General features: G+C 55.7%; 9 protein-coding genes. 6 read left to right on the forward strand and 3 right to left on the reverse strand.

The genetic code is table 11. The annotated features are described in order from the left end of the window. Nucleotide 1 precedes the first annotated feature (1 nt). Both Q354_RS0111555 and Q354_RS0111560 read right to left on the reverse strand, forming a co-directional pair. A complete protein-coding gene (locus tag Q354_RS0111555) occupies nt 2–748 on the reverse strand; it encodes a 3'-5' exonuclease (protein WP_027857733.1) in 747 nt (248 codons plus the stop codon). A gap of 17 nt (nt 749–765) precedes the next feature. After that, entirely contained in the window at nt 766–2,640 is a 1,875-nt protein-coding gene (locus Q354_RS0111560; RefSeq protein WP_322786146.1) for a DUF294 nucleotidyltransferase-like domain-containing protein, read from the reverse strand. Between the two features lie 310 nt (nt 2,641–2,950). Between Q354_RS0111560 and Q354_RS0111565 the strand changes: the two genes are divergently transcribed. The 3 genes from Q354_RS0111565 to Q354_RS27400 all read left to right on the forward strand — a co-directional run bounded on the left by Q354_RS0111565 (nt 2,951) and on the right by Q354_RS27400 (nt 7,324). Continuing rightward, on the forward strand, nt 2,951–4,933 hold the full coding sequence (locus Q354_RS0111565; protein WP_169828881.1) for a HAMP domain-containing methyl-accepting chemotaxis protein: 1,983 nt from the start codon (nt 2,951–2,953) through the stop codon (nt 4,931–4,933). Nucleotides 4,934–5,020: 87 nt separating this feature from the next. After that, nucleotides 5,021–5,737 (forward strand): YebC/PmpR family DNA-binding transcriptional regulator, encoded by a 717-nt coding sequence (locus tag Q354_RS0111570; RefSeq protein WP_027857736.1) that lies wholly within the window; start codon nt 5,021–5,023, stop codon nt 5,735–5,737. Nucleotides 5,738–6,025: 288 nt separating this feature from the next. Beyond that, complete coding sequence (locus Q354_RS27400) at nt 6,026–7,324, forward strand: diguanylate cyclase (protein WP_169828882.1); 1,299 nt, start codon at nt 6,026–6,028, stop codon at nt 7,322–7,324. A gap of 81 nt (nt 7,325–7,405) precedes the next feature. Here the strand turns inward: Q354_RS27400 and Q354_RS0111580 are convergent, their stop codons facing one another. After that, the gene (locus Q354_RS0111580; protein ID WP_027857737.1) at nt 7,406–8,296 is read right to left on the reverse strand and encodes a LysR family transcriptional regulator; all 891 of its coding nucleotides are present in this window, start codon (nt 8,294–8,296) and stop codon (nt 7,406–7,408) included. Nucleotides 8,297–8,440: 144 nt separating this feature from the next. Here Q354_RS0111580 and Q354_RS0111585 point away from each other — a divergent pair, with 144 nt between their 5' ends. The 3 genes from Q354_RS0111585 (at nt 8,441) to Q354_RS0111600 (ending at nt 12,607) form a co-directional block, all read left to right on the forward strand. Continuing rightward, complete coding sequence (locus Q354_RS0111585) at nt 8,441–9,214, forward strand: ferredoxin--NADP reductase (protein ID WP_027857738.1); 774 nt, start codon at nt 8,441–8,443, stop codon at nt 9,212–9,214. A 361-nt stretch (nt 9,215–9,575) separates the two neighbouring features. Continuing rightward, entirely contained in the window at nt 9,576–11,693 is a 2,118-nt protein-coding gene (locus Q354_RS0111595) for a S8/S53 family peptidase (protein WP_027857740.1), read from the forward strand. Nucleotides 11,694–11,980: 287 nt separating this feature from the next. Next, on the forward strand, nt 11,981–12,607 hold the full coding sequence (locus Q354_RS0111600) for a trimeric intracellular cation channel family protein (RefSeq protein WP_027857741.1): 627 nt from the start codon (nt 11,981–11,983) through the stop codon (nt 12,605–12,607). Nucleotides 12,608–12,663: the final 56 nt, after the last annotated feature.

A 12,663-nucleotide genomic window follows, 5' to 3' on the forward strand; every position in this document is an offset into this window, starting at 1 on the left:
GTCAGCGCCAGATCTCGCTGATCGGGGTTTCGGGAGTGAAGCGGTTGGCAATCTGTGCCTGCAGTAACTCTGCAGTTGCCAGCGCGTCGGTGAGGGCGTGATGGGGCTGATAGTACGGCAGCCCATAGCGGGTGCGGCTGTCCGCCAGGCGGATCGAAACCGGCTTATCGCCTTTTAAGCGGGCGACAAAGCCAGAGCGGCCGGTGCGATGCAGCCGGGCTTCCAGATCCATGGTATCCACCACCGGAAAGCTGATCCCCTCTGCCAGCCGGGCCTGCATGGCAGTATTGAGAAATTCCCGCTCGATACGGCGGTAATGCACCACCACCACCTTACCGGCCAGCGACTCCAGCAGCAGTTCCAGAATACGCATCAGGTCCGGCGCATTGCTGACATCTGAGTGCGTAATGCCGTGTATTACTACCGACTGCTCAGCCAGCGGCTGACGTGGATTAACGATCCAGTGGCGCGACTCCCGGCAACGAATCCGGTCGAGACTGAACGGCACCAGCCCCACGCTGACAATATCGTCCCGGGCCGGGTTCAGTCCGGTGGTTTCAAAATCCATGGCGACAAACGGCACATCCTTCAGCGGCGTATCGGCATCGACCACCCCCGCTTCGTAGAAGTTTCGCAGCCTGAAATCCACCGCATCCTGCTCCAGCCGGGCAAATTCCCGGGGCCAGTCATCCCGGTCGCCTGCCAGTGCCAGACGGTCTTTACGACGGTTCAGTAAGGCTCTGAACATCTTTTGACTCCCTGTGCTTAGTAGCGGAATTTCAGCAGTTTCTGGGCGTTACTGAGGATCTGGAAAGCGTCTTTCAGGTTCCGGCGTTCAAACTCGGACATATTCTCCGGCTCAATATTGTTGTCCGGCTCCCGCCCCTCCTCCAGATCCAGCGCCTGGTGGCGGATGCGTACCAGCGAGATAAACTCCAGCGCATCGCGCAGGTCCGGTCCCCGGCCATGAGGCAGGATATCCGCCTCAATCACATCATTCAGGCGCTCAAAGGAGTTTTGCGCGGTCGACCCGGCAGCCAGCGCATGGACACGGATCACATCCGCCAGCGGAGCGGTGCCCCGCCGTTTCAGGTTGATGGAGTTGTTGTGGCGGCCATCCTGCTCCATCACGAAATTCTTGAAGAAGCCCAGAGGCGGCGTGCGGTTGAGGGCGTTACGGGCGAGACATGCCAGGAAGCGCTTATTGCCCCGGGCACGCAACACGATAAAGCGATAGAGCTGCTCGGCCCAGCTGGTTTCGCCCCAGACGCCATCAAGATCGAAGAAGATCGAGCAATTCAGCAGCGCTTCGGCATCCGGATTGTCGATCCAGTCGGCGAAACAGCGCTCCCATTCACTGCGGGTCTTACGCCAGGTCGGGTTGGTAGCCATAATCTCGCCCTTACAGTAGCTGTAGCCACACTGCGCCAGGCCGTCGGAGACAAAAGCGGAAAGTTTGACGAAGTACTCGTCGTGCAGCTCTGGGCGGAACTGATCGTCCAGAATCAGCGCATTGTCCTGATCGGTCACGATCAGCTGCTCGTCCCGTGCCATCGATCCCAGCGCCAGGAAGCAATAGGGCACCGGCGGCTCACCGAACTGCTCCTCTGCCAGTTCACACAGGCGCTGCTTAAAGCTGCGGCCGATCACCGCCATCGCGCTGCCGATCATATGGGAGTTGGCATCCTCCTGCACCATGCGCTGGAAACAGGACTTCACCTCCTCGGACATGGCGGAGAGCTCTTCGACATTCTGTGCGCGGAAGATCCCGCTCACCATGTACAGGCTGCTCTGGGACTCGTATCGCACGATGTCGGACAGGGCGATAACACCGATCGGGCGGTTATGTCGCAGTATCGGCAGGTGATGCAGGTTGTAGCGCAGCATCGCTAACATCGCCTCAAAAACGTAGGCGTTGTCATCCAGTGTGACCAGGTTCGACGACATAATTTCGGATACCGGCGTATCCAGCGGCAAGGCGATCGCCAGCACCCGGGTTCGCAGGTCGCGGTCGGTAATGATACCGATCACCAGATCCTCTTCCCGGTCCTGCGGCTTGTCCGCATCGGTGATCAGCAGCGAGGAGACTCCCTCTGTAGTCATCATCTCGGCAGCGCGCTGGATGGTCGCCGTGGCTTCCAGCATCACCGGCTCACGGTTAATCAGCGTCGTGACTTTGGCCGTGGTGAGATCGTTCATATCCTCCTTGTCAGAAACCACCTTACTCAGCCGGGTGCGGTCCTGCACTTCGACAAAGTCGGCAAAGGAGGGAAATTCCTCAAACAGCTCGGTAAACACCGCTTCAGGGATAAAATAGATCAGAGTATCTTCCAGCGCCCGTGATGGCAGCGGTACGCGGTTTTTCATCAAGAGGCCCATCTGTCCGAACAGATCACCTTCACTGAGCCGGTCATGCAGCTTTCCGCTCCGGCGGTATACCTCGACCGCACCACTGCGGATCATGCACAGGTCATGGATCTCGTCGCCATAGTCATAGATCTGGGAACCCGCCCGGTAGTAGGACACTTCAATTTGTCTGGCAACACTCTCCAGCGTTTCCTCAGGCATATTGCTAAAGGGCTCAAACTGGCTGAGAAATCCCAGAATCTCAATCTGCTCTGCTTCCATAGCGGTTCTCATCTATTGCTCAACAGTGGTACGGCGATCCCGCAGGAAACACCGCAATCGGGTATAAGGGGCGCAACCTTAACAGTTTAAAGCAGTCAAAGGGGACTGCTTAGCCAATCACGCCCTGAACAGGCTTCCCACCGATAGCCACTGACCTGTCCCATCCCTGGCAAAACAAACGGTCAATAAAAACATCACCCACCCAGATGGCACCAGAACCCCAATAGCCATAGTACCAGCAGGGAAAAACCCGGCGTTTCGTATTGTTTCAGTCAAACGGATTGCTTAGTGTCACAAGAAGTTTACAGACAGGGGTATGCAGATGCAGCTTAAGGTCTCCCATAAAATCGCCGCGGGTTTTGCTTTTCTGGTGCTTTCCATACTGCTGGTCGGCTCCGGGGGTATCTGGGGCGCCCGCCATATCAAGGCCGGGCTGGATCAGGTCACGACACAATCCCTGCCCACCGTCGTCGGCAGCCTTAAGCAGATGATCACCCTGCAACAGGCCAACCTTGCATTACTGGGGTTTATGGCTGAGGACAATGATGCCAAGGCCCGTCAGCGGCTGCAGCAGCAGTTCAGCCTGCAGGTCGACCAGTTTGGAGAACGCCTTAACCAGCTGGCAGAGCAGTATCAGCTTACACCCCGGCAGCAGCAGCTACTCAGCGACAGCATGAGCACCAAAACCGCCTTTGCCGAAACGGCCCAGCAGGTGATGAAGTTACATCAGTCCCGCCTGATGCTGGATGAACGCCTGCGTCAAAAGGAGAGCGGCTACCGCCGCAAGACCGACACCCTGAACACCTGGGGACAGAAATACCTCAGCAGGCAACAGAATGCAGAACGACTCACCCGGGTCCGGTCATTTATGCGGGTCGCCAACAGCCACCGCAGCCAGCTGATCAACTACCGCCAGAATCTCGACTTCCCACAGCTGGAGGCCTCACTGCTGGAAAGCCGGGGGCAACTGCAGCAAAGCCTGAAAGCACTGATCGCCGTCGACCCTGCCGCGCGCCGGATCAGTCGACTGGTGGATGACCTGGTCAGCGAACTCTACAGCGACAACGGCATGGTCAGCCTGATCAAGCAGTCCTATCTCAGCGGCCAGCAACAGAGCCAGCTGCTGACTAAAACCCTGCAGTACCAGACCGAAGCCCGTCAACTGGCCGAATCCTTTATAGACGCCACCCTGAGCCAGGCGCGCCAGGTTCAGGTCGACAGCGATGGCAGCTCCCAGCTCACCCAGAACCTGATTCTGGCGCTGCTGGTCGCCAACGTTATTCTGGCACTGCTGATCGCCATCTATACCGTACGCAGCATCCATAAACCCCTGTCGGCTATGGTGCAGAAGCTCGGACGGGTAGCCCAGGGAGATATGCGCACCAGCTTTGATGAGAGCCGTAAGGATGAATTCGGCGAACTGGGCCGCGCCCTGAACAATGTGGTCGCCAACCTGCACGACATCCTGGAAGAGATCAATCAGGGTTCTGAGCAGCTGGACCAGGTGGCAAAAAGCAATGCCTCACAGAGCGAACAGACCCATAGCGCCATGAACAAGCAGAGCGAACAACTGGCGATTACCGCCACCGCCTCTGAACAGATGGAGTCGATGGTGCGCGAAGTCAGTCAGTTTGCCCATACAACGCTGGATGCCGTGCGCCATTGCGAACAACTCGGTGTCGATGCCGACGCGCACGTTGCGCAGACACTGAGCAGCATCGAGCAACAGGCGCGGGAGATCGGCCAGGCCGTTAGTCTGAGCGATCAGCTGAACAATTACAGCCAGCAGATTGGCAGCATTCTGGAGACCATTGGCGGTATTGCCGAACAAACCAACCTGCTGGCCCTGAACGCGGCGATTGAAGCCGCCCGCGCCGGAGAACAGGGACGCGGCTTTGCCGTGGTCGCCGACGAAGTCCGCGAACTGGCCAGCCGCACCCAGAACTCCACCTTTGAGATCCAGAGCATGGTCGAGAATATGCAAAAGAGTATCTCCGAAGTGGTGACGGTGATGCAGCAGAGTGTCGGCAACAGCGCCACCTGCGTCAGCACCGCCCAGAGTTCACGTCAGGCCCTGGGCGAGATGAAACAGGCGATCAGCAATATCCGGGAGATGAGCACCCAGATCACCGAGGCCACCAGCCAGCAAAGCCAGGCGGTGGAGGAGATGGCACGCACCCTGGAACAGGTCAATGCCGAGTCCAGTGCCACGTCGGAAGGGGCCGAGCAGGCTTCGGCACACAGCCGGACGCTGCTGCAGATATCGCATCAGCAACAGCAGCTGATCGGCCGCTTTACCGTCTGACCCGAGATCGCGGCTTAATTCACGGTTCCCAGAGGAATTACTTAGCTGTAAAATTTCCGCCTTATTCACTGAGGATGGGATAACGTAATGGGCAGAGCCTACCAGAACCGCAAAGAATCTATGGCGAAAACGTCAGACGCTAACGCCAAGCTGTACAGTAAATACAGCCGTGAAATCTACGTCTGCGCAAAATCTGGTGGTGTTGAACCGGACGGAAACCTGGCCCTGCGCGGCCTGATCGATCGCGCCAAGAAAGACCAGGTTCCCGGCCATGTCATCGACAAAGCCATCGACAAAGCCAAAGGCGGCGGCGGTGAAGATTTTTCCCGCGCCCGTTACGAAGGTTTCGGCCCGGGCAACTGCATGGCGATCATTGACTGCCTGACCGACAACCCAAACCGTACCTTTGGTGACGTCCGCAACTGCTTCACCAAAACCAAGAGCAAGATCGGTAACTCCGGCAGCGTGGCGCATATGTTCGACCACAGCGCTATCTTCGTATTCAAAGGCGATGACGAGGAAGCGGTACTGGAAGCACTGATGATGGCCGATGTCGATGTCACCGATATCGAATGCGAAGATGGCAATGTGACGGTTTTTGCGCCGCACACCGAGTACGCCAAAACCCGCAATGCCTTGCAGGAAGCGTTCGCAGATATCGATTTCGAAGTCGACGAAATCCAGTTCCTGCCACAGACCATGACTCCGGTGACCGGCGACGACGTGGCGATGTTCGAGAAGTTCATGGATATGCTGAACGACCTGGACGATGTCCAGAACGTTTATCATAACGCCGAACTGTAAAAGGTTACCCGCGCCAGAATAAGCGCCGGATAGCACGCCATATACCTTTCATAGGCATGGCGAGACACAAAGAACCCAGCCAAACGGCTGGGTTCTTTGTGTTTGTACGATATAAACAGGCATAGCTCTATAGCCTGAAGATCAGGCAGAAAGGCAGGTTAAAAACCTGGATAACGGCATCCGATCTTTTAAAAACAGAACCGGCGGAGACTTTCAATAACCTGTTTAGCTGATTTAAAACAATATCATTCAAAAAGGCGGCTGCTAACATGCCCGCCAATTAAGATATTGCAGGATATAAGCGGCATGAAGTTGAAACACAGTAGTGATCAAGGTATTTATCACTCCACTACCTGGCGTTACCTGCTTGCAATCCTGATTATCGCTCTTCTGTCCACGTCCGCATATTACACACTGCAGTCTGCACTATCAGATTCAGAAGCCACGGCTTACATTGTTAACCTTTCAGGGAGGCAACGTATGCTGAGCCAGCATGTCGCATTGGATGCGCATCGCTTTCACCAGGCAAAGCTGGCCGAAAGCCCCCTCCCGCCTGAAGCTATATCGCTGATGAAACAAAATATCATCGATATGCGCACAGCCAACAGGCAGCTGTCTTCGGGAATACTCTCAGACAGCATGACTGTCGATTTATCAATTCCAATGCGTGAGATGTATTTTGGTGAGATGAATCTTTATGGTCGTGTTAACCGTTACCTGGATATTGCCCAAAAGATTCAGAGCATCACCGATAACGACGCCAGGCGTACTTACCTTAAACGGATCGATAGCGTTTCAGAACAACTGCTGCAGGACCTGAATACAGTCGTTAAGCAGTATCAGGTTGAGGGCGAACAACGTCTAGAGAAAATCGAAGATCTGGAACTGATTGTTTGGATCGCCACCTTGGTCGCGCTGTTACTGGAAGTCCTGCTTATTTTCAGGCCGATGGTGGCAATTGTCGTATCCGCCCAGAAGGCTCAGGCACGTACGCTGGAAAACCTGGAAGAGATGGTTGAGCTGCGTACGATCAAACTGGAAATCGCCAACAAAAAACTGAAAGAAATCGCCACGATCGACCCATTAACCAAGCTCAAGAACAGACTGACTCTTGAAACTGATGTAGAGGGTCTGATTGAAGCGAGCGAAAAAAACCATGTACCTTTTGCGCTAAGCATCATTGATGTTGACTGGTTCAAAGAGGTCAATGATACCTTTGGTCACCCGGCAGGCGATTATGTATTGAAAGAGCTGGCCACTCTCATGACAGCGATCATACGCGAGTACGACCACCTTTACCGGGCCGGGGGTGAAGAGTTTGTACTGGTCTTAAACAGGGTAAAACATAGTGAGGCGCTATTTATACTCGAGAAGCTGCGTAAAACCATCGCACAGCACAACTTTAATTTCGAAGGCAGCCCGATAAACATCACGGTCAGTGTCGGACTCTATCACAGTAGTCAGTCTGATTTAGGACGCGTGCAGGATATAGTGCGCGTTGCAGATCATGCCCTGTATATAGCAAAGAACAGTGGGCGAAACCGTATCCAGAGCGTTAAGCCGGACGAAGTCCGCCAGACCGCCTGATACCCACCTCTAATCACCGCTTTTACGTCCCGAAGCCCTACATGGCAACTGAGAGCTGGTAGCCTGGTTTACCGTTAACCGTCAGTCTTCCTGCTCCAGTTGCTGGCACAGCTCAAGCCATCGGCTTATCCCGGCGCTGCGGTATTTATGCTTATTTACTATCAGATACAGCTGGCGACTGAAGTCCCGCCCGCCGGCCCGCAGGGGTACCAGCGCCTCACGCCGGAACTCATCGCGCAGAGCAATATGAGACAGACAGCCAATTCCCAGCCCGGCCGCCACCGCACGCTTGATCGCCTCAGACTGCTCCAGCTCCAGCACGATATTCAGATCCGGCAGCAAGCCATGCAGCGCCCGGTCAAATGCCTGCCGGGTGCCAGAACCCTGCTCCCGGACGATCCAACGGGCCGATTTCAGATCGCTGTCACTCAGCGGCCATCGCCCCGCCAGCGGATCACCCGGCGCAGCAAACAGCATCAGTTCATCCTGCAGCCAGGGGATGATCTCAAGGTCCGGATGCTGCACCTCCCCTTCGATCAGCCCCACATCCAGCTCAAAGTTAGCCACCCGCGAGACAATTGCCGAAGTGTTAGCCACCTGAAGATCCAGCTTTGCCTGCGGGTACCGCTCCATATAGCGGGCCATCAGGTTAACTGCCAGATAGTTGCCGATGGTCAGGGTCGCACCGATATGCAGCTCGCCCACGCCATCATGCCGCGTCATATCCTGCTGCAACTGCCGCGCCTGCTCGACCAGTGCCATTGCCTTGGGGCGCAGCAATCGTCCCAGTTCATTAATCTGCAAACGCTTACCGACCCGATCAAACAGCCGGATATCAAACTGTGCCTCAAGATCACGCAAGGCACCGCTGGCAGCCGACTGAGACATTGCCAGGCTTTCGGCCGCCCGGGTGATATTGCTGTGATGTGCAACCGCCAGAAAGACTTCCAACTGCCTCAGGGTATATTTCATAATCGCTATTTCCGATTAAGCTTATCTGTATAAGTAGCTTTACCACTAAGCTAACCGGGACTAACCTCATTTCCAAGGAATAAATATTCAGTTTTTTATTACCTTTTAGAATATAAGGTATATTTTTTAGTCAGAGAGATCACCATGGCAAATATCGGCAGTGAAGAGGTACTCAGCGTCCACCACTGGAATGATACCCTGTTCAGCTTTACCACCAGCCGCGACCCGGGCTTTCGTTTTAAGAACGGACACTTCACCATGATCGGGCTGGAGCATGAGGGTAAAAAGCTGATGCGTGCCTACAGTATCGCCAGTGCCAACTATGAAGATCAGCTGGAGTTTTTCAGCATCAAGGTGCCGGATGGCCCGCTGACCTCAAAGCTGCAGCAGATCAAACCGGGCGACCAGATCCTGATCAGCCGCAAACCCACTGGCACCCTGATTAATGACCATCTGCTGCCGGGCAAGCGCCTCTACCTGATCAGCACCGGCACCGGACTGGCACCGTTTCTCAGTATCATCAAAGACCCCGAGATCTACGAACAGTACGATCAGGTGATCCTGACCCACGGCGTGCGTTATACGTCCGAGCTGGCCTACGCCGAGATCATCCGTGAGCACCTGCCTAACAACGAGTACTTCGGCGACCTGGTCAGTGACAAGCTGGTCTATTATCCAACCGTCACCAGAGAGCCGTTCCACACCCAGGGACGCATCACCGAACTGATGCAGAGCGGCAAACTCACCGACGACCTCGGCCTGCCCGCCCTGAACCCGGAAGAGGATCGTTTTATGATCTGCGGCAGCCCCAGCATGCTGAAAGATACCTGCCAGATCCTCGATGATATGGGCTTTATCGAAGCCCGGCAGGGTGACTTTGGTCACTATGTTATCGAGCGGGCTTTTGTAGAACGCTAAGCTTTAAGCCCTCACCCCGGAGCCTGTCCCCGCAGGCTCCAACCGCTCCTCACTCAAACTGTCTCCCCTTGGCTGCTCCCCTTTTCTGATACCGGACCGGGCATTGCCCGCAAGGATCGGCTGAACGGATACAGCCACAATTCCGGCTTTAGATTTACTCTGTTGTAAAAACACGGTCGATTTCCCCGTGCGTTCACTCAGCCAGTCTGGCAAGATTTGTACAGATTTTAACCCGGTTATCACAAAAACAGCTGTCATAAAAACAACTAATAACCGGGACGAATATCGCCAACCTTGGCCTTTATAACGCGCCTTGCCATATGCAGCAGCGTACAGCCCAATCAGGGAGTGATTGCCAACCATGAACAGCCGCCTATTTAGTCACCCTGTCTTTCGCAGCAGCCTGATCTGCGCCAGCATCAGCCTCAGTGGCTGCAGCCTCTTTTCTACGCCGGATGAGAAACCGATCAGCTTCCCCGGTGACACAGAAGATAATGCCGTCAGGTTAACTGAGCAGAACGAGGGTAAGCTCCGCCCCACCTTTAGCCTGGGATTACCGGCAGAAGCCAGCCAAAAGCTTAAAGCCTCCTCCGCGGGCAATAAACTGTTCAGCCCGGATGAAATCTTCACGCCCTTTATCGAAACCGGCTACGACTTTGCCGCCGCGCCGGATAATCGCGTTGAGAAATCTACCGATAACACCGTAGCGACCAGAATCCAGTGGTTTACCATCGATGACCTGAATGCCAGCAAGGCGCTGTTCAGCGGCCACGCTGAACAGGGTGTTGAAAAGTCTGGAGACAGGATGACTGCCCTCAGCATTCATCCCTGGGATAAAGCCCATGCCTATCGTGAAACGATATCCCAACAACTCAGCCCGGAGGATGACTGGCCGGTACTGGTAGAACCTGATTTCATCTACACCGATCTGGCTAAGCTAAAGCGACAGCAAAGCGGATCGGAGGCGGCAGAGCAGGAAGAACCGGCGGTGACAGGACATTCAGTCAAACAGCCCTCCAAGGTGTGGAGCAGCGGCCCGCCGTTGTGGCACAAAGGCGATAACTTCACCCAGCTCACCCGTGCCCGCAAGCAAGTAGCCCAGCAGTTAAAAGGCCAGACACCCAGCGTCACCATTGCCCATCTTGATACCGGATACAGCAGTAGCGATGCATACAGCCCCCGCAACCTGGATGAATACCATTCTATTGATTTCAGTAATGGCGGGCGCTGTGGCCAGTTCGGCACCTATATGAAGGCTCGACCCGACAAAGCCGGACATGGCCAGCGAATGCTGTCTGTATTAGCCGGAGACAACCTGAGCTACAGAGACCCCGAAACCGGCCAGATAGTGAAAGAACCCATCGGTGGCGACCCGCTTTCGAAGGTGGTGGCGTATCGCATCGCCAAGCGCTCTGTGATTCATCTGCTGCCAAAACGTATGACTGCCGCTATCGACTGCGCAGTTCAGCAGCAAGTCGATGTGGTCTCCATCAGCGCTGGCGGCCTGCCCTCCATCGCCCAGCGCAATGCCATTCACAAAGCCTATAACAGCGGTGTCGCTGTTTTTGCCGCCACCGGCGATTTCTTCCAGATACCGATCACCGGCTGGAAGATCCTCGGCAACACCATCGTTTTCCCGGCGCGCTACTCACAGGTGATGGGCGTTGCCGGTATTACCCATGACGGCAACAGCTATGGCCGCTCACCGGACTGGACACGCATGCTGGACTGGAATCTGTTGCAGATCCCGGAGCACGTGGCCAACTGGTCCATGCGCGGCAGCTATGGCCCAGCCTACGCCATGCAGAACCATGTCGTCAGCGGTTACGGCCCGAACGTGACGCATTCGCTTTCGACCCGTCCGGATCAACCCTATTTCCGTCAGAATGGCGCCGGAACGTCCAGTACCACGCCTCAGGCAGCGGCGGCGGCCTCACTGTGGTTAAACGCCATGCGGGACCAGTTCAGCGAGGAGGAGTGGCGATCCTGGAAAAAGACCGAGGCGGTCTATCAGGCGATGTTGCAAAGTGCCCGCAAGCACCGAAACGGCATGTCGGTAGAAGAGGTTGGCGAGGGACCGGTCAAGGCAAACGATATGCTTTCGATCAGTTATAAGCCGGGGCCGCAGCATCCCGGGTTGGAGGGAACCCTGATCCGCCGCCCCCGCTCCCGCATCGGCTTTCGCTGGCTCAGCGACACCCTGCTGAGCTCCGATCTGGTGACCGGTGGCGCCCGACAAACCTGGGTTTACGTGGATATGCTGGCGACCGAGGCGGAACAGATCATCGCCACCAGCACCCGGCTAAGCGCTCTCTATGACCAGGTTAACAGCTGCTTCGCCACCGAAACCGACGCCAAGGAGTGCATTGCAGCCAGGGACCGGCTTATCGATGAACTGCGGGACAGGTACGGCAAGCAGTATTCCCGAACATTTCACGCGGTTATCGAAAACCTTATCTCAAAACGTGCAGACACCTGATATCCGGGTCGACGGACTTAAGTGCAGCCCAACCGGGCTGCCACAGCGGATTGGCTATTAAGCTGTCGGAGCGGTCTGCATCGTCCTCAGAATCCGGGGTAAAAAGATAACCGCAAGCCCCGACGACAGGCCGGGCCTGTAGCCGGGTAGGCATAGCAGCAGACCTGTCACTTCCGTACGGCTTTTCCCAGCCATTTGTTGCACTAAAACCGACCTTTTCATAACAGTTTCTACTACAATCCCCGCAACTGAATCATGTTCTGAAAAGAGTGTTAGGAAAGAAATATATGCCATTCGATATCACCGCTGTGGTGAACATTATGGGATTGTCTGCCGTCGCGGTATTCGCCATTTCGGGGGCACTGGATGCGGCACGCCAGAAAATGGATATCCTCGGTTTTATGCTGATCGGCACCGCAACCGGGCTTGGCGGCGGCACCCTGCGCGATGTGTTGCTGGGAAATGTACCGGTATTCTGGATACGCGAACCGGTATGGATCGTTATCTGCCTGAGCGCCTCGGCGATCACCTACTTTATAGCGCCAAAACTGGCATCACGGACGCGGGCACTGATCTGGATGGATGCCGTGGGCCTGGCCCTGTTTGCCGTGGTCGGTACCGAGATCGCACTGAAATTCGGTACAACGCCGCTGATTGCGATCTGCATGGGAGTCATGACCGCCACCTTCGGCGGTATTGCCCGTGACGTGCTCTGTGGCAGTAACCTGACATTGATGAATGAGGAGCTGTATATCACCACGGCACTGGCCGGATCTGTGGTCTACTTCGCCCTCAGCACCACCGGCCTGCCCTACAGCTATGACCTGATCGGCGGCTTTCTGGTGGCCTTTGTGTTAAGGGCGCTGGCGATCATCTTCAATATCAAGCTGCCGAACCCCTACAAGAAGGGCTGACCCCTGCAACCGATAAAGAAGAACCCGGCCAGATGGCCGGGTTCTTCTTTTGCACT

Origin of the sequence: Marinobacterium jannaschii DSM 6295, from assembly GCF_000620085.1 — a bacterium.
In the GTDB taxonomy this organism is placed as follows: domain Bacteria; phylum Pseudomonadota; class Gammaproteobacteria; order Pseudomonadales; family Balneatricaceae; genus Pontibacterium; species Pontibacterium jannaschii.